This is a genomic window from Alteromonas sp. WD8-37 (assembly GCF_055326825.1).
This window is the reverse complement of sequence record NZ_JBUZOV010000001.1, coordinates 210916-229047: the sequence shown is the minus strand read 5'-3', so window position 1 is coordinate 229047 and position 18132 is coordinate 210916. Positions and strand designations below refer to the sequence as shown.

Annotated in this window: 20 protein-coding genes; 9 read left to right on the top strand and 11 right to left on the bottom strand. The window is 51.3% G+C overall.

Annotation, left to right across the window (positions count from 1 at the left end; all coding sequences use genetic code 11):
- The 5 genes from ACTUJZ_RS01095 to ACTUJZ_RS01075 all read left to right on the top strand — a co-directional run bounded on the left by ACTUJZ_RS01095 (position 1) and on the right by ACTUJZ_RS01075 (position 5860).
- Complete coding sequence (locus ACTUJZ_RS01095; RefSeq protein WP_463634418.1) at positions 1-465, top strand: aminoacyl-tRNA deacylase; 465 nt, start codon at positions 1-3, stop codon at positions 463-465.
- 252 nt (positions 466-717) lie between these two features.
- Complete coding sequence (locus ACTUJZ_RS01090; protein ID WP_463634417.1) at positions 718-1944, top strand: porin; 1227 nt, start codon at positions 718-720, stop codon at positions 1942-1944.
- A gap of 44 nt (positions 1945-1988) precedes the next feature.
- The gene (locus ACTUJZ_RS01085; RefSeq protein WP_463634416.1) at positions 1989-2381 is read left to right on the top strand and encodes a hypothetical protein; all 393 of its coding nucleotides are present in this window, start codon (positions 1989-1991) and stop codon (positions 2379-2381) included.
- Positions 2350-3960, top strand: a complete 1611-nt coding sequence (locus ACTUJZ_RS01080; protein WP_463634415.1) for a sensor domain-containing diguanylate cyclase — start codon at positions 2350-2352, stop codon at positions 3958-3960. The genes ACTUJZ_RS01085 and ACTUJZ_RS01080 overlap by 32 nt, the downstream gene beginning before the upstream one ends.
- Entirely contained in the window at positions 3953-5860 is a 1908-nt protein-coding gene (locus tag ACTUJZ_RS01075; RefSeq protein WP_463634414.1) for a putative bifunctional diguanylate cyclase/phosphodiesterase, read from the top strand. Before ACTUJZ_RS01080 ends, ACTUJZ_RS01075 begins: the two co-directional genes overlap by 8 nt.
- A 41-nt stretch (positions 5861-5901) precedes the next feature.
- Here the strand turns inward: ACTUJZ_RS01075 and ACTUJZ_RS01070 are convergent, their stop codons facing one another.
- Together ACTUJZ_RS01070 and ACTUJZ_RS01065 are read right to left on the bottom strand one after the other, a co-directional pair.
- Positions 5902-6312 carry a rhodanese-like domain-containing protein gene (locus ACTUJZ_RS01070; protein ID WP_463634413.1) on the bottom strand — a complete coding sequence of 137 codons (411 nt, stop codon included), beginning with the start codon at positions 6310-6312 and terminating at the stop codon, positions 5902-5904.
- A gap of 7 nt (positions 6313-6319) precedes the next feature.
- On the bottom strand, positions 6320-7069 hold the full coding sequence (locus tag ACTUJZ_RS01065; protein ID WP_463634412.1) for a sulfite exporter TauE/SafE family protein: 750 nt from the start codon (positions 7067-7069) through the stop codon (positions 6320-6322).
- Between the two features lie 82 nt (positions 7070-7151).
- On the opposite strand from ACTUJZ_RS01065, the gene ACTUJZ_RS01060 reads away from it, so the two are divergent.
- The 4 genes from ACTUJZ_RS01060 to ACTUJZ_RS01045 are packed head-to-tail and all read left to right on the top strand — an operon-like array spanning position 7152 to position 9161.
- On the top strand, positions 7152-8027 hold the full coding sequence (locus ACTUJZ_RS01060; RefSeq protein WP_463634411.1) for an MBL fold metallo-hydrolase: 876 nt from the start codon (positions 7152-7154) through the stop codon (positions 8025-8027).
- 1 nt (position 8028) lies between these two features.
- A complete protein-coding gene (locus tag ACTUJZ_RS01055) occupies positions 8029-8433 on the top strand; it encodes a YeeE/YedE family protein (RefSeq protein WP_463634410.1) in 405 nt (134 codons plus the stop codon).
- A gap of 9 nt (positions 8434-8442) precedes the next feature.
- Positions 8443-8865 carry a DUF6691 family protein gene (locus ACTUJZ_RS01050; protein WP_463634409.1) on the top strand — a complete coding sequence of 141 codons (423 nt, stop codon included), beginning with the start codon at positions 8443-8445 and terminating at the stop codon, positions 8863-8865.
- Positions 8865-9161, top strand: a complete 297-nt coding sequence (locus ACTUJZ_RS01045) for an ArsR/SmtB family transcription factor (protein WP_463634408.1) — start codon at positions 8865-8867, stop codon at positions 9159-9161. The genes ACTUJZ_RS01050 and ACTUJZ_RS01045 overlap by 1 nt, the downstream gene beginning before the upstream one ends.
- An 18-nt stretch (positions 9162-9179) precedes the next feature.
- Here ACTUJZ_RS01045 and arsH read toward each other — a convergent pair whose 3' ends face one another.
- The 9 genes from arsH to thrS all read right to left on the bottom strand — a co-directional run bounded on the left by arsH (position 9180) and on the right by thrS (position 17891).
- A complete protein-coding gene (arsH, locus tag ACTUJZ_RS01040; protein WP_463634407.1) occupies positions 9180-9899 on the bottom strand; it encodes an arsenical resistance protein ArsH in 720 nt (239 codons plus the stop codon).
- A gap of 87 nt (positions 9900-9986) precedes the next feature.
- Positions 9987-10541 (bottom strand): hypothetical protein, encoded by a 555-nt coding sequence (locus tag ACTUJZ_RS01035; RefSeq protein ID WP_463634406.1) that lies wholly within the window; start codon positions 10539-10541, stop codon positions 9987-9989.
- 141 nt (positions 10542-10682) lie between these two features.
- On the bottom strand, positions 10683-10982 hold the full coding sequence (gene ihfA, locus ACTUJZ_RS01030; RefSeq protein ID WP_463634405.1) for an integration host factor subunit alpha: 300 nt from the start codon (positions 10980-10982) through the stop codon (positions 10683-10685).
- 3 nt (positions 10983-10985) lie between these two features.
- Positions 10986-13373 (bottom strand): phenylalanine--tRNA ligase subunit beta, encoded by a 2388-nt coding sequence (pheT, locus tag ACTUJZ_RS01025; RefSeq protein WP_463634404.1) that lies wholly within the window; start codon positions 13371-13373, stop codon positions 10986-10988.
- An 18-nt stretch (positions 13374-13391) separates the two neighbouring features.
- Positions 13392-14372, bottom strand: a complete 981-nt coding sequence (pheS, locus tag ACTUJZ_RS01020; protein WP_463634403.1) for a phenylalanine--tRNA ligase subunit alpha — start codon at positions 14370-14372, stop codon at positions 13392-13394.
- 290 nt (positions 14373-14662) lie between these two features.
- On the bottom strand, positions 14663-15019 hold the full coding sequence (gene rplT / locus ACTUJZ_RS01015) for a 50S ribosomal protein L20 (protein WP_463634402.1): 357 nt from the start codon (positions 15017-15019) through the stop codon (positions 14663-14665).
- A 16-nt stretch (positions 15020-15035) separates the two neighbouring features.
- Complete coding sequence (gene rpmI, locus ACTUJZ_RS01010; RefSeq protein ID WP_463634401.1) at positions 15036-15233, bottom strand: 50S ribosomal protein L35; 198 nt, start codon at positions 15231-15233, stop codon at positions 15036-15038.
- Positions 15234-15349: 116 nt separating this feature from the next.
- A complete protein-coding gene (gene infC / locus ACTUJZ_RS01005) occupies positions 15350-15892 on the bottom strand; it encodes a translation initiation factor IF-3 (RefSeq protein WP_463635218.1) in 543 nt (180 codons plus the stop codon).
- Between the two features lie 82 nt (positions 15893-15974).
- Positions 15975-17891: a threonine--tRNA ligase gene (gene thrS / locus ACTUJZ_RS01000; RefSeq protein WP_463634400.1), complete on the bottom strand. Its 1917-nt coding sequence runs from the start codon at positions 17889-17891 to the stop codon at positions 15975-15977.
- Positions 17892-18132 lie beyond the last annotated feature (241 nt).

Sequence of the window (18132 nt, the reverse complement as noted above, 5' to 3'; positions counted from 1 at the left end):
ATGACGCCGGCCATTAACTGGTTGCGCGCGCTGGCGCTTGAGTTTGAAGTGCTTAACTTTGAGCACCAGCCCGGCCAGGCAGGTTATGGCGCTGAAGCGGCTGCCAAGCTGGGCGTCCCCCCCTCACAGGTTTTTAAAACGCTGATGGTAAAGACCCCAGGCGGCTACGCCTGTGCGCTGATCCCCCAAACGCATCAGTTAAGCCTGAAAAAACTGGCCACTGCACTAGGCCACAAATCAGTACAACTGGCTGCAAAACCGGCTTTGCCCGCGGCTACCGGCTATATCGCCGGCGCGGTCTCTCCTTTTGGGCAAAAACGGTCGTGGCCACTGGTGATTAGTCATCTGGCGCAAGATGAATCCACCTTATATGTCAGTGCTGGAAAACGGGGTGTGGAGCTTAAAGTTAGCCTGCCTACATTGTTGCGCTGCCCGCACAGTCGGGTGGCGGTCATCACTGATTAGGATGAGAGTGAGCGGCCACTATTGAGTTGAGGGTGATTGGTTATCGATCAGTAGCCGCAGTGATGTTGGATACGTTTACATAATAAAAGCTATACCTTATGCCTTAAAAAGACACTTGCCGCCACCCAAAAGTGTGATAGGTTACGCTGAAAAAAGCTCAGGCAAAAAGCAAATTTGCCTGTAAGCCCATGGATGATAAAAATAAAACTATATATAATGCGTATTATTCCTCTTTTTTTACTAAGCGCGTGTGTGTCCGCCGCCACAATAGCCGCCCCCACTGCCAATGTGTCCGGGTTTGGCTCGTTAGGCGTGGTGACGTCAGACTCAGAGCAATTTGGCTTTCGTAGCGATTTTTCCAAGCCTGATGGCGTGTTTGATAGCGACGTGGATTTTGAGCAAACCAGTAAGCTGGGCCTGCAACTGGACATAATCGCCTCCCCCACTTTTGATGCGGTGGTCCAGGTGATCTACCGGGATCAACAGGATTACACTCTGGACTCGCTGTTAAACCTGGCCTTTATTCGCTATGCCCCCTCGCCGGAATGGTCATTTCGCGCCGGTCGCACGGCCTTTGATTTGTTCTTGCTGACCGAATACCGGGATATCGACTTTGCATTGCCCTGGGCCCATGTGCCTAGTGAAATTTATGCGGTTATTCCACACCGGTTTGTGGATGGTGGCGATATTACCTACAGCCGCCGCTGGCGCGACATGACAATATCGGCCAAAGTGTTTGCCGGCGAAAGCGAGTACGGAGTGACCGCATTTTCCACCGAGGCGGTAATCCCACTCAATTTAGATAACATTGTCGGGTTGGCGCTAGATGCGCAAAGTTTCAACTGGGACTTGGCGTTTAATCACACCCGGGTAAAGTTTGACACTCTGGAGGTGAGCCCATTGGCGAATGGCCTTGCTATGCTCAATCAACAGGTACCGGGCATAAGCGCACTCTGGCCCACCGCTGGCATCATTGCTGAGCATATAGATGTGAATAATCGGGAAGGCCGCTATACCTCTGTAGGTGGCCAATATCGCTTTGGCACAGTGACGGTAATGTCAGAACTGGCTCATATTGATTCTGAAAGTCTAGCGGTGCAAAAAGTCAACAGCGGCTATGTTAGTGCGATTTATCACACTGGCCAGCATAACTGGTATGCCACGTTTGCCTTTAGCGATGCAGATAAGTTTGAAGTCGGCGAGGCCAACGAGCAGGTGCTTAGCCAGATTCCAGGCGGCACGGAATTGCTTAACAGCGCACGTTTTTTCTTAAACTTTTATAGCGTCAATCAACAAACCCTGAGCGTCGGCTGGCGCTGGGATTTTCATGACAATATGTCGCTAAAAGCACAATGGGACCATACTCGCATTGACGATGACGGCAGCACGCTATGGCAACCGCCGGCCGAAGCTGTCGAGTTAGACATCCCGAAGGGCCAGGTTAATACAATTTTTGCTAATGTGAGTTTTTCGTTCTGATGTTGGGATTATCATTATTAAAAACCGTAGTACTGGTTGGAAGTATGAGCCTGACTGGCCTGACCGCCGGACAAGAACTGGTGGTGGTGGTGCATAAGGATAACCCTACCAACACCCTAACCCGCTCACAGCTGATTGACCTGTACATGGGTAAATATGTTGCCTTCCCTGATGGTAGCAAGGCACAGCCATTGGATATCGAAAACGATGAGGTGACCAAAGAGCAATTTTATCAGGCGCTCGTTGGCATGCCGCTAAACCGAGTCAATGCGTACTGGTCGCGGGTCAAATTTTCTGGACGGGCGCGCCCCCCGGTGGCTCAGGAGAATCAGCAAGCCGTGCTGGAGTTTTTACATGCCAGCGACTCGGCCATTGCTTATATTCATGAAAGCAATGTGACCGACAATGTCAAAGTGGTGTACCGGTTCGATGAATAAGAGTGGCTTGCTGGTTCGTCTGGCGGTGGTAATTGGGTTTGCCTCGGTGGCGATCGGCTTTTTGTCCACCCAGTTATTTTACCGGCTCACGGTGAACCAGGAAGTGCGCATTGCGCATCAGAGTATCGAAAACCTGATCAAAACCGTGGAAGCCACTGCATTTACTGCTGCCTATATGGCCGATAAGGACCTGGCACAGGAAGTGGTGGATGGTCTGGCCACCAATGAGGTGGTCAAAAATGTCAGCATGCAATTCGATGACACCATCGTACTGGCTAATGATGCCCCCATCGAAAGCCCCATCACCATACCTATCGCGTCGATGTTTCAGCCCGACCGGGCGGTGGGCGACATTCGTATCGCGCCGAATTTTGATTACATTAAAGCCCGGGCTGAACAGCTGGCCGGTGAAAATGCCAAAGCCATGATCATGCAGGCGGTGGTGGTCACCATAGTGGCGATTCTGGTGGCCTTCTATCTTATTACACAGCCGATGATCAGTATTGCCAGAGCGTTGCACCGCACCACCCCAGGTGATGGCGGCCGCCTGGCAGTGCCCCATTTTCATAACCACAGCGAACTGGGCGTTCTGGTGCGCGACGTCAATAAACTGCTGGATAAAACCGAAGATCAATTTTCCCGGGAGCGTAAACTACGCGAAGAAATCGAAGCGCTGGAAAAACGGTTTCGGATGTTGTTTGAAAAATCCATTTCACCGATTATCTTGATGGAGCCACGTGGTAACATCTTGTTGTATAACAGTGCTTTTGAGCAAACCTTGAATAAGCTGGGCCAGTCGTTTCGAAAAAGTTTCGGGCCACTGCTCAGTGAGTTATTTGCCGAGCCAGATGCGCTTTCCAGTGCGGTGGAATTTGCCTTTGCTAATGATGAAATTGCCACCGGTGAATTTCGCCTGCTCAGTGACAACGATAGCGAGTCGATGTGGGTGCAGGTAATTGTTACGGCGATTGTCAGCGAAGATCTGCGAGAATACTATCAGATCACTCTACATGATATCTCCAAGCGAAAACGCGAACTGGATCTACTGGCCTACCAGGCTGATTTTGACAAGCTAACCAAATTACATAATCGCCAGGGTCTGGAAAAACAATTATATACGCTGATGGAAGACCAGGTGGCCTTTAGTCTGGTGTTGCTGGACCTGAACTGGTTTAAACAGGTCAATGATATTTACGGGCACAAATCCGGTGACGAGATTTTGATTTTTGTGGCCGATAAAATTAAAAAAGCTATCCGCCCGACCGATCTGGCCGGGCGCTGGGGTGGCGATGAGTTTGTGCTAATTTTAAATGATGCAGATAAGGCGCAAACCACCGAAGTGGTAGAGCGCCTGGTGCGGCTGATTTCCAAACCCTATTATCTGCGCAAGTTCGACCAGAATGTCACTATTGGAGCCAGCGCTGGTGCAGCCGCCTTCCCCACCGACTCCACCGATCTGCAAGCCTTACTGCACCTTGCTGACCAGGCCATGTACCAAGCTAAAAAAGACAAAGAAAGTCGCCCCGAGCACTTTTTGCATTTTGCGGCCGCTGAGCCGGCTGAACAAGATCATGCCTGATTTTACCCGCGTGTGGCACGCTATCGGTGCCCTGTTGTCGCTAAAAAACATCAAATCGCGAGTGGCCCAGGTCAAAGCAGTGATTGCTGTTTTCATCATATTGTTTTTATTGATGGCACTTAGCAGTCTTTTGCATCTAAACGGTGAATGGGCCGCAGAAAGCGTGGGTATTGTAGTTATCTTGCTGGCGCTGAACTGGTTTTTAACCGCTGATACCACCAATATTGTGGCGGGCATGATGCTGTGGACTGTCACCATTTATGCGGTTTCTAAAGCGTTTTATTATGACGGCTTGTACGACACCTCCCTGCTGCTGTATCCCTTTGTGGTGATTTTTTCGGTGTTCTTAGGCAGCCGGGTCATGGTGATCCCGTTGGTGTGCTTTATGCTCGTCAGCTACTATTTTATCGCCTATGCGGTATCCAGCCAGATGATCGATAACCATGTGGTCACCAGCTATTCAGACTGGGCCAAAGCTAACGATATGGCGCTTATGATGGCGACCTACGGTTTAGGCATTGTGGTGGTAGCGCGGTTTATTCGTGCGCTCATCAGCAAATTATCGCAGCAAAAAGAAGCCAACCGGCAGGCCCGTGAAGAGTCTGAACAACGCATCCTGTTTAATGATCTCACCGGCCTGGCTAATGCCGAAAAATGTAAACAAGACATTGAGCGTAGCCTGCAAAATAGCCCCAAAGACGGCAGCCTGCTGGGGTTTGTCACCCTGCATCTGAACAATTTTAACTGGATTAATTCTACCCTGGGCCACAGCTTTGGGAATCAATTGCTGCAAATGTTGGCCAAACGTTTTAAAAATCTGGAAGACGACAAAACCGCGGTGTACCACACCTCAGGCATCGAGTTTACCTTTGTGAAACGTGTGCCCGATTTTGAGAGCCTGACGGATTTTTGCAACCAGGTTATTCGCCTGACCATCATGCCAGTGTCCATGGCCGATTATGATTATGAGATAAATTGTTCGCTGGGCGTGTCTGCCGCCCCATTTGATGGCAATACCTACGCCGACTTGCAGCGTAAAGCCAGTTTTGCGGTGTACCGGGCCAAGGAAGACGAACCCAACTCCTATTATTTTTATGACAATGATATGGAAGCGTCTATCGTGCGTCGACTGGATATGATCAATGATTTGAAAGTGGCCATCGAGCAGCGCCAGTTCGAGCTGTACTATCAGCCCAAAGTACACCTGGCCTCCAATATCATCGTGGGCGCAGAAGCCCTGATCCGCTGGCATAAAGACGGCGCCCTGGTACCGCCCAACGAGTTTATCCCGGTGGCCGAAGAATCCGGCCTGATCAATGAAATTGGCAAATGGGCCATCGAAAGCGCCTGTAAGGAATGTGCTATCTGGCAAAAAAGTGGCCTCAAAGGCGTCACGGTGGCTGTCAACCTGTCACCAGTCCAGTTTAAACGCGGTAACCTGCCCAACCATGTATTTCGCGCCTTGCAACAATACAGCCTCGACCCGAGCATGTTGGAGCTGGAAATCACCGAGTCCCTGTTTATCGACAATGCCGAGCATGTCAAACAGCAAATCCATGTGATGGCAGAAAAGGGCATCAACTTTGCCATTGATGATTTTGGTACCGGCTATTCCAACCTCAATTATCTGTCGAACTTTAATGCCTCTACCCTGAAAATTGACATGTCATTTGTGCGCACCATGCTGCAGAACCCCCAGCAGCAACATATTGTGAATGCCATTATCAAAATGAGCCGGGTGATGGAGCTGGAAAATGTGGCAGAAGGCGTGGAGGATGCACAAACTGCTCTGGAATTATTGAACCAGGGCTGTGTGTATGGCCAGGGCTATTTTTGGTCCCCGCCGGTTCGCCGTGACAAATTTTTACGCCTGCTGCGCCAGCACAATCAGGCTGCCTGACCAGCCCCAGAAACGCCGGCTAACTATAGCCACGGGTATGACTAGCACACAGACTGAGGGGTAAACGCACCCAGCGGTAATCCCGCAGCCTGCCAGGCTAAAAATCCGCCTTTTACCGAATAGCAGTGCTGAACCCCCATGCTTTTTAATGTGTGCGCTGCCATCACTGAACGGACTCCGCTTCGGCAATACAGGTATACAGATTGTGTTTGCTCTAGGTTTGCTGATGGCAATAAGGCCTCAATAGTACTTTCCAGCCGCCCACGTGGGCAACAGCGCGCCCCCGGAATGATAAATGGCGCCCACTCCTGCGGCTCGCGAACATCGATCAGCAATGCGGTGCTATTCAGATTGTGGCCGGACTGCATATGCAATAGCTGACTTAATGCCAGTACCTCTATATGTTGAACCGCCGCTGTGAGCGTTTGGATATGTTGCGTAAATAAGCTCATAGCGTAGTCACCCCGGCCAATCTAACAGATCAATTGTCAGCACCACGCTAAGCAATAGCAGGCCCAGGGCAAAAATACGTCGCAAAGTGGTTGCTGGTAGCCGGGCTGATATCTGCTGGCCAGCCAGCACACCGGCAATGCCAAAGGCACTGACCGCCAGGAGTACCAAGGCTTGCCACTGCAATGCCTGTTCAAGGCTATACAGCGTCACGCCGGCAGAAAGTGTATTAAGCACAATCAACGCGAGGCTGGTGGCGGTAGCCTGGGATATGCTCAAGCCCGCATACAGTACTAACGCCGGCACCATCAAAAACCCACCGCCGACCCCGGCCAGGCCGGTAACTGCACCGGTCCCGCTGCCAGCAATAAAAAGCCTCAACATGGATGGCCTGTTGAGCGCCCCGGGTGTGGCTGGCTTTAACATTTTAATCGCCGCAACTAACATCAGTGTGATGAGCAGGCTCAACTGCCAAACGCTATCGATGTGGGTGCTAATCACCGCCCCCAGTGCCGCTGCCGGTACGCTGGCCAGAGCAAACAGCCAGTACACCGACCCGGCAGGTAAATGACCTCTTCGCCAGTTCATCAACGTACCGGTTAACGCAATGATGCCAACAATGACAACAGAATGTGCGATGGCGGTTTTTTCGCCCATACCTACCAGATACATCAATGCCGGCACAGTTAAAATGGCTCCGCCGGCTCCTAACACGCCCAGGCTTGCTCCGATCACCAGCCCACTGATTAGCGTTAACATCAACATTTGTCTTGTCAGACCTATCCGTTATTTCGTATATTTACAATATACAATTTAAAGACAAAGTTTAGCAATAGAGATTATGTCGATTCATGTACAAGATTTTTATGATCAGGACACTGGCACAGGCACCTATGTAGTGCACGACAGCGCATCGAGACAGGCTATGATCATTGACCCTGTGTTACATCTTGACCTAAGCGCCGGCAAGGTCAGCACCCAACTCGCTGATGCTCAGCTAGCCTGGATTGAACAGCAACAACTTGAGCTGGTGTATATCTGTGATACCCATGCACATGCCGATCATTTAAGCGCGGCTGCCTATCTCAAGCAGCGCACCGGCGCCAAGACGGTCATTAGTCGTGGAATTGGCCGCACTCAGGCGCACTTTGCCGCACTGTTTAACAAACCACCGGAAGCTGATTTAACCAATCTCTATGATGTATTGGTTGATGGCGGGGATACGCTGATGCTGGGCAACATCCCTATAGATATTATGGCCACACCCGGCCATACCCCCGACAGTGTCAGTTACCGTATCAGCGATAATCTGTTTGTGGGTGATACCTTATTTATGCCGGATGTGGGAACAGCACGCTGCGACTTTCCAGGTGGCGATGCTGCACTGCTGTATCAAAGTATTTCGCGAATTCACCAGCTTGCCGATGACACCACGCTGTGGGTTTGCCATGATTATCCTCCCGCTTCCCGCGGGCCAGGTTTGTCGACCACAGTGGCCGACAGCCGGCAAAATAATATTCATGTGAACGAAGGTATAAGCGAAGCGGAGTTTGTGCAGCGCCGGACACAGCGAGACCGTCAGTTGACTGTCCCCAAACTGTTGTACCCATCACTGCAAATTAATTTATGGGGTGCGCAGTTGCCAGCACCCGCTAGCAATGGCAGGCGCTACCTGAGTATCCCGTTAGAGCCAACCTTTACCGTGGAGCCAGATTAGTATGTTTTTACAAGCATTTATTGGCGGTAGCCTGATAGGCGCCGGTGCCATCTTACTGATGTTATTTAACGGTCGCATAGCCGGTATTTCGGGTATCACCGCGACCGCTATTACCAGTGCGAGTAAGGATAATCGGTGGCGCTGGGCGTTTTTGGCCGGTTTAATTCTGGCCCCACTGCTTACTGCCCCGGCTGGCTTTGCCCTGCCTAACGCAATTCCGGGGCACTGGGTCACCCTGGCTATTGCCGGTTTGTTAGTAGGTATCGGCACCCGGCTGGGCTCGGGCTGTACCAGTGGCCATGGTATTTGCGGTTTATCGAGATTATCGGTGCGCTCGTTGGTGGCCACGCTCACCTTTATGGCCACCGCCATGCTCACGGTGTTTATCAGCAAACAGCTGCTGTAAGGAAAAACAATGCGATCTATGATGACAGCTCTACTGGCCGGCTTGCTGTTTGGTGCCGGGCTCACTATTTCCACCATGGTAGACCCGTTGCGGGTGCTGGCCTTTTTGGACATTAGCGGTGACTGGGACCCAACCCTGGCCTTTGTGATGGCAGGCGCATTGTGTGTCTATCTACCGCTGTATCAGTGGCTGGTGCGCCCTACCCGGCAAACCCTGTTAGGCGAACCGTGTCAGTTGCCCGATAAAACCCGGTTAGATAAGCCGCTTTTGACTGGCGCAGTATTATTTGGCATTGGCTGGGGGTTAAGCGGCATCTGCCCGGGGCCGGGGCTGGCCAACCTGACCCAGGGTTCAGCAAACATATTAGTATTCATCGCAGCATTATTGATTGGTATGATAGGCACCACAATTGCCCAACCTAAACCCAGATAATGAATTTGCAGGATATGGCAGACAATGCCGAACTCGCCGCCGAGTTATTACGCGCGATGGCGAACAAGCACCGGCTATTGCTGCTCTGTTTACTCAATGAAGGCGAGCGCTCAGTCTCACAGCTTAATGAGACGGTGCAAATCCCCCAGTCCAGCTTATCTCAGCAGCTGGGGGTATTGCGTAAAGACGGCCTGGTCAGTACCCGCCGCGAAGCGCAGACCATTTACTATTCGTTATCCAGTGATGAAGTCAAAGCGGTGATTGGCACTTTGTATCAGCTGTATTGCCAGGATTAGGTTAATCCGCCAGCCTAATTAAAGACTACGCTGATTGACCCGAACACTCACCTGCTGTGCCGATTCGACCCGCTCTGAGTAGCGATCTACCATATAGGCGCTGTTGTCGCGCAACAACCAGGTAAACTTCATCAGCTCCTCCATCACATCCACAATCCGATTGTAGTACGGGGAAGGCTTCATACGTCCGTGGTCATCAAATTCTAAAAAGGCCTTGGGTACCGACGACTGGTTGGGGATAGTGACCATACGCATCCAGCGGCCTAAAATCCGTAGTTGGTTCACAGTATTAAATGATTGCGACCCGCCGCACACCTGCATCACCGCCAGGGTTTTTCCTTGCGTAGGCCGCACACCGCCCAAATTTAACGGCACCCAGTCTAACTGGCTTTTGAATATAGAGGTCATTGAGCCATGGCGCTCGGGCGAACACCAGACCTGACCATCAGACCACATCATCAGTTCACGAAGTTCGGCAACCTTGGGGTGGCTGTCATCCTCGGTATCGGATTGTGGCAGGCCACGCGGGTCAAAGATGTGTGTGTCTGCGCCAAGTTGCGTCAGGATCCGGGCGGCTTCCTGTACTACGAGCCGGCTGTAGGATTTTTCCCGCAGCGAGCCATAGAGCAGCAAAATACGAGGTTTAACCGATAAGTCCGGCGCAGCAAAGGCACCTGATGTAACAGGCTCAAGCTGGTCGGGTTGAATATTGGGGCAAGAAGGATCGTCAGATGACATGTGCTTTACTCACATCTGAAAATTCATATACCACCAACTTTTACATATGAAATAACATATGTCAATCTTTAGACCTGCTTAGGTATGTCATTCCGGCTGTTCAGCCTGACGCGCCTGATAGCGCTCCTGCCATAACTGGCGGGCTTTTTCCCGATGAGCTTCGGTGACTGCTTCACCCTGCGCCAGGGTCTGGGCAATTTGTTCAATAATGGCATCACGTTTTTCAATCACCGCATCGGCTTTGGCAAACTGGTCGTTAGCCTGCGGATACCGCTGTTTCAAATCGTCAATACTTTCCAGGTTGGCATAGCGCTGCTCGAAGGCTTCGTTAAACAAATCCCGTTTAGCATTGAACACCACATAGTCGCGGGCCTGATCTGAATTAAGGTACGCCATGTCCTGTTTACTCAAGCCGGCTTCTTCGCCTACATCTCGGCCTTTTTCCAGCCAGCGGGCAATGGCCGCTTCATCACCGGCTTGTACCGCCTGCTTAACCCCTTCGGCCAAATCACTGGCACTGAGAATGTCCATCACGGTGATCACCGGCACCGGTTTCTCGGTAGTAGACTCGTCGGCCAGCCAGGCAAAATAACCGGCCACGCCGATCAGAATAAAAACCAGAACCAGGGCTGCTTTTTTCATTAGGACCTCAAAAACTGTATCGCGTCTGGGAAAAGTAGCGCGTACCCTAGCCGGTTGGGGAACCGAAGTAAAGTGGATCGCCAGGCAAAAAAAAGCGAGCCTGATAAGCAGGCTCGCTTTTATACCGATTAGCTACAACACTTATTCACCAGGCGGCTTGGAATTTTCCACCCGGCTTTTAAGCTTTTGGCCTGGCCGGAACGTGACCACCCTACGCGCTTTGATAGGAATATCTTCGCCCGTTTTGGGATTACGTCCAGGCCGTTCATTTTTGTCCCGCAGGTCAAAATTACCAAAACCTGATAACTTCACTTGTTCATTAGATTCCAGGGCACCTTTGATTTCCTCAAAAAAGCCCTCCACTAAGTCTTTAGCGTCTTTTTTGTTAATACCCAGTTTTTCGAATAAGTGTTCAGCCATTTCGGCTTTGGTCAATGCCATAGTTTACTCTCTTAACGCTGCCCCGAACTCGGATTCCAACCCATTGACTACGGTGTCTACTGCGGCTTGAATTTCAGCTTCTTCCAACGTTTTTTCAGGATTTTGCAAGATAATTGACAAGGCCAGGCTCTTATACCCAGGCTCAATGCCTTTCCCTTTATACACGTCGAACAAGTTTAGGCCAACTAGTTGATTTACGCCAATTTTTTCTACAAAAGAAAGAATGGCTCCAACAGACACTGCATCTTTCACTGTAATTGCTATATCTCTACGGTTTGCAGGGTACTTTGAGATCGCTTTTGCTGCAGGTAATTGCCGCTTAGACAATGTGTTAAGGTCAAGTTCGAACAAAAATACCCGGCCATTCACACCGCATAATTTTGCAAATTGCGGGTGCAGCGCGCCCAGTGTTCCAATGACTTCGTCATCCAGTACGATGTCGGCTGTCATACCTGGGTGCAAGGCATCATGCTGCGCCGCCACAAAGCTCACTTCCCCACTGCGGGCAGTCAGGGCTAGCAAGGCTTCGACATCGCCTTTCGCATCAAAAAAGTCGACACTGTCGTCGCCACCATGCCAGCTTTCTGCGGTGCGCCGGCCCATGATTAACCCGGCAATCACCGGCTGCTGGCTAACGCCATTGGGGGCACCGGCATCGGGTAAGAATCGCAGACCGGTTTCAAACAGGCGTACTCGCGGCTGCTGGCGTTTTTGGTTGTACGCTGCAGCCTGCAACAGGCCTGGCCACAGGCTGACCCGCATGACCGACATATCCGAGGAAATCGGATGCGGCAGCACCATGCCTTTGCTGGTTGGGAATAAGCTGTCCTGGACCTTGGGATCAACAAACGAGTAAGTGATGGCTTCAGAGTATCCCCGCGCCAGCAACTGCTGCTTGAAGACATTCAGCTCAATACTGGCTTCCTGGGTGGGCAACATAGCCAGCTGCGCGGTCGGCGCCACATTGGGAATGTTGTTGTAGCCGTAAACCCGGGCCACTTCTTCAATCAGATCTTCTTCAATAGCTATATCAAAGCGGTAGGAAGGCACCTGTGCGCGCCAGCCGTCGTCTTCGGCGCTGACTTCCAGACCCAGGCGGGTCAGTAGCTCAGTCACCTGATCGGCGTCGATGGCGATGCCCAAGACCCGCTCCAGACGCGACTGGCGCAGCAGCACACTGTTACGCTGAGGCAGATCGTCTTGCGACACGGCTTCTACAATCGGGCCGGGCTCGCCGCCGCAGATTTGCATGATAAGCGCTGTTGCACGCTCCATGGCATCGCGTTGCAGCTGCGGGTCGACGCCACGCTCATAGCGGTGCGACGCATCAGTGTGCAAGCCATATTGACGGGCACGTCCGGCAATGACATCCGGGGCAAAAAAGGCGCTTTCTAACAGGATGTGCTGGGTATCCTGGGTAACACCAGAATGCAGACCGCCAAAGATACCGGCCATGGCCAGTGCCTTTTGCTCATCGGCAATTACCAGGGTGTTATCCGCCAGCTCTACGGTATTTTCATCCAACAGGGTCAGCGATTCGCCGGCGTGTGCCATGCGCACCTGGATATTGCCGTCGATGCTGTCCAGGTTAAAGGCGTGCATCGGCTGGCCTAACTCCAGCAGCACAAAGTTCGTCACATCCACAATTGGATCGATACTGCGAATACCGCTGCGGCGCAGTTTTTCGGTCAGCCATAATGGGCTTTTGGCCTGCATATCCACATGGCAAATTACCCGGCCCAGATACCGTGGGCAGGCTTGCGGTGCGTGCAAGTGAATGGCCAGCTTGTCATCGATGCGCGAATTTACCGCTTCGATGGCCGGCACGGTCACATCCAGATTATTCAACACGCCCACTTCCCGAGCGATGCCGCGAATACCTAAGCAATCAGCACGGTTAGGGGTCAGGTCCACATCCAGTGTGTGATCATCCAAGCCCAGATACTGGCGAATGTCAGTACCAATTGGCGCATCTTCAGGCAATTCAATAATGCCGTCATGGTCGTCGCTGATCCCCAGCTCAGAAAAGCTGCACAGCATGCCAAATGAAGGTTCGCCACGCAGCTTGGCTTTTTTGATTTTAAAATCGCCCGGTAACACCGCACCAACCACCGCTACTGCGACCTTGATGCCCTGGCGGCAATTGGGTGCCCCACACACAATGTCCAGATACTCGGCTTCGCCAACATTGATTTTGGTCACACGTAGTTTATCAGCATTAGGGTGCTGACCGCATTCGACGACTTCACCAATCACCACACCGCTAAACTCACCGGCCACCGGCAGCGCGCCATCAACTTCCAGGCCCGCCATGCTTAGCTGTTCAGACAGCTCGTTGGTGGACAGCTCTGGATTGACCCATTCTCTTAACCAATTTTCACTAAATTTCATAACCTGTACTGCCCTGCCTTAGTTAAATTGTTTGAGAAAGCGTAAGTCGTTTTCGAAAAACGCACGTAGGTCGGTCACGCCGTAACGCAGCATGGTCAGGCGCTCAACGCCCATACCAAAGGCAAAACCGGTGTATTCTTCCGGGTCGATATTAACGGCTTTAAGCACATTAGGGTGGACCATGCCGCACCCCAGCACTTCCAGCCACTGGCCATCTTTACCCATCACGTCGACTTCTGCAGACGGTTCGGTAAACGGGAAGTATGAAGGGCGGAAACGCACTTGCAGCGACTCTTCAAAAAAGTGATGCAAAAAGTCGTGCAGGATCCCTTTAAGCTCAGTGAAGCTGACATTTTTGTCCACCATCAGGCCTTCAACCTGGTGGAACATTGGCGTGTGGGTTTGGTCGTAATCATTACGATACACACGCCCAGGCGAGATAATGCGCAGCGGCGGCTTTTCAACTTCCATGGTGCGGATCTGCACGCCCGAGGTCTGGGTACGCAGCATCACATCCGGATTAAAGTAGAAGGTATCGTGATCCGCTCGGGCCGGGTGATTGGCCGGAATATTCAGCGCATCAAAATTATGGAAGCTGTCTTCTACCTCGGGGCCGGTTTTGGTGGCAAAACCCAGCTGACCAAAAAACTGCTCGATGCGCGCGATGGTGCGGCTCACCGGATGCAAGTTACCCGGCTGTTCAACCCGGCCAGGCAGGGTCACATCAATGGCTTCTTCGGCCAGTTTTTGATTGAGCTCAGCAGTGCGTAAGGCGTCGCCTTTGGCAGCAATGGCCTGGGCGATGGTCTGCTTTGCCTGATTGATTTTCTGGCCAGCCGCCGGGCGTTCTTCGGCAGATAACTTACCCAGCCCTTTTAATAACTCGGTTAGCTTACCTTTTTTACCCATAAACTCGACCCGGACCTGGTCGAGCGTGGCTGCATCTTGGGCAGCATCAATCTGGCCCTGGGCCTGACTGATAATCGCTTCAAGTTCCATGATTTCCTCAACGTGGCGAAAAACGACGGGACTCTGGCATGCCAGAGTGTGCCGGAATACAAAAGGCTATAGTCTACACGAGTGCTATTTGTTGCCGCTACCCTAACGGGCTGATAAATCCGGTATTTGTAGAAGAAAAATAGAAATGGGCAGAAAACGCCCTCACGATGCCAGTCCCGGTCGGGCGGCCGTGAAATAAGGGGAGTGTTTTTTTAGGGGCGAAACGAAAAACGGCGAGCATCCTGCTCGCCGTTTTCCGAAAGAACTTAAACTTAATTTAGTTTAAAAAATTAAGCTAATGCGCCTTTAGCCGCATCGACTAACGCGCTGAATGCTACCTTGTCATGTACAGCGATGTCGGACAGGATCTTACGATCGATTTCGACAGACGCTTTTTTCAGACCGTTGATGAAACGGCTGTAAGACATGCCATTTTGACGAGCCGCAGCATTGATACGTGCAATCCACAGTTGACGGAATTGACGTTTACGCTGACGACGGTCACGATATGCATATTGACCAGCTTTAGTTACTGCCTGTACCGCTACGCGATAAACACGTGAGCGAGCACCGTAATAACCTTTTGCCTGCTTCAGAACTTTTTTGTGACGGGCGCGTGCAATTGTCCCGCGTTTTACTCTTGCCATTATTCAGTCTCCTCGCTTAAACGTAAGGCAGCATGCGCTGAACCAATTTGGTATCGGCGTCATGAACCATTTTTTTGCCACGTAGATGGCGTTTACGCTTAGTGCTCTTCTTAGTCAGGATGTGACGAAGGTGAGACTGTTTGCTTTTAAAGCGGCCAGAGCCAGTCTTCTGAAAGCGCTTGGCTGCACCACTGTTTGATTTCATTTTAGGCATTGCTAAAACTCCGCATTGTAATGTTGCGACGAACTTGATGTGCAGTCATTGTTCATCGATTAATGTTAACAGCAAGGTGTTTCGAAGGTGCAGAGTCTTCGAAAACTTTTAGACCATTACTGTTTCTTATGTGGGGCGAGCACCATGATCATCTGACGACCCTCTACCCGACGTGGGAAAGACTCGCAGGTGGCAATCTCTTCTAACTCGGTTTTAATCCGCTTTAAAAGGTCAATGCCGATCTCTTGGTGCGCCATTTCACGTCCGCGAAAACGGATCGTGACCTTGGCTTTATCACCACTTTCCAGAAAGCGACGCAGGTTGCGCAGTTTTACCTGGTAATCGCCTTCATCAGTGCCAGGGCGGAATTTAACCTCCTTGACCTGAATTTGCTTTTGCTTTTTCTTTTGCTCTTTTTGAGCCTTGCTCTTTTCAAAGAGGAACTTGCCATAGTCCATAACTTTACAGACTGGCGGCTCGGCATTCGGACTAATCTCTACTAGATCCAGGCTTGCTTCTTCCGCTGCTTGCACTGCTTCGTTTAATGAAACAACGCCTACCTGTTCACCATCTTTGCCGATCAGTCTTACTTCTCTGGCTTTGATTTCATCGTTAATGCGGGCTTTAGAGCCCTGAGCCTTGTTGTTAGCGCCTTTAATGTGCTATTCCTCCAAACATTTAATCTTATCTGCCTGCCCCTGAAAATAGGGGTGCGGGCAGGCATCTTCAAGTCCTACACCATCACTCGATGGTTTTGTCAGCGACTTCCTGCTGGGCAGTATCGATAAACGCGGCCAGGCTCATTGTGCCCAAATCTTCGCCACGCCGTGACCGTACTGCAACCTGACCGGCTTCAACTTCTTTATCACCAACCACCAGCATGTACGGGATACGCTTCAGGGTATGCTCACGGATCTTAAAGCCTATTTTCTCATTTCTCAAGTCAGACTTCACTCTAAATCCACATTCCTGCAATTTTGCCACGGTTTGAGTGACATAATCGGCCTGGTTATCGGTGATATTCATCACCACCACCTGTTGTGGTGCTAACCACAACGGGAAGAAACCGGCGTATTCTTCGGTCAAGATACCGATAAAGCGTTCCAGCGAACCCAAAATGGCGCGGTGAATCATCACCGGTACCCGGCGCTCACCGTCTTCAGCCACGTAGGTGGAACCTAACCGGCCTGGCATTGAGAAATCCAGCTGGATAGTACCGCACTGCCATGCCCGATCCAGGCAGTCATGCAGGGTAAATTCGATTTTCGGGCCGTAGAACGCTCCTTCACCCGGCTGATAAGCAAATTCGATATCATTGGCTTCCAGTGCTTCGGCCAGGGCTTTTTCTGATTTATCCCAGATTTCATCCGAGCCAACACGCTTGTCCGGGCGGGTGGATAATTTTACAGCCACCTTGTCAAAGCCGAAGGCAGCATAGGTTTCATACACCATGCGAATACAGCCGCTGACTTCTTCTAAGATCTGTTCTTCGGTACAGAAGATGTGTGCATCATCCTGGGTAAAGCCACGCACCCGCATCAGACCATGCAAGGCACCAGATGGTTCATTACGGTGGCAGCAGCCAAATTCTGCCATGCGCAACGGCAGGTCACGGTAAGATTTCAGGCCCTGGTTGAAAATTTGCACATGACCCGGGCAGTTCATTGGCTTAATGGCATATTCACGCTTTTCCGATTCGGTGGTGAACATGTTTTCGGCGTACTTGTCCCAGTGGCCAGATTTTTCCCACAGCGAGCGGTCCATCATCAATGGGCCTTTTACTTCGCCGTAATCGTATTGGCGCAGTTTCTGGCGTACAAAGGACTCCAGCTCAGTGTAAATCGACCAGCCATCGTTGTGCCAGAACACCATGCCAGGTGCTTCTTCCTGCCAATGGAAGAGGTCCAGGGTTTTGCCGATTTTACGGTGGTCACGTTTTTCCGCTTCTTCTAAGCGCTGCAGATAGGCTTTGAGCTGTTTTTTGTCTGCCCAGGCTGTGCCGTAGATACGCTGCAACATCTTGTTGTCGCTGTCGCCACGCCAGTAAGCACCGGCCACTTTCATCAGTTTGAAGTGGTGGCAGAATTTCATGTTTGGCACGTGCGGGCCACGGCACATATCCACGTATTCTTCGTGGTGGTAAAGCCCCGGGCGATCATCCTGGCTGATATTCTGGTCCAGAATTTCCATTTTGTAGGCTTCGCCGCGCTGCTCAAAGGTATCGCGCGCTTCCTGCCAGCTGACTTTTTTCTTCACCACATCATAGTTGGTTTTTGCCAGCTCCAGCATACGCTTTTCCAGCGCCTGCAAATCTTCCTGGGTCAGCGAGTGGTCCATGTCGACATCATAATAAAAGCCATTGTCGATGACCGGCCCGATGGCCATTTTGGCATCAGGCCACATTTGTTTAATGGCATGGCCAATCAAATGGGCGCAACTGTGGCGGATAATCTCCAGGCCGTCTTCATCCTTAGCTGTGATGATTTGTAAGCGTGCGTCCTGGGTGATCATATCCACCGCGTCGACCAATTCACCGTCGACTTTCCCGGCAATGGTGGCTTTCGCCAGACCCGGGCCGATGTCGTTGGCGACATCTAAAACAGAAACAGGATTTTCGAAAGCACGCTGGCTTCCATCAGGAAGGGTAATTACAGGCATTGTGATTCCTTTACAGTGGTGACACCTACTCTGTGCCACTTGTGCAGTTAGGTTGACTTGGGTATTGGTTGGTGACCAATCTCGAATGACGACATGCAGCCATGCCAAAACGACCGAAATTATAACGGCTTGCCGGCGGCTTGCAATGCCTGTTGCGCAAATTGGTGTGAGACAATACCCATAGCCGATCAATTTGCCGGCGTTTTGAGTAAAAAATCGCATGCCCTATGTAAATTACTAT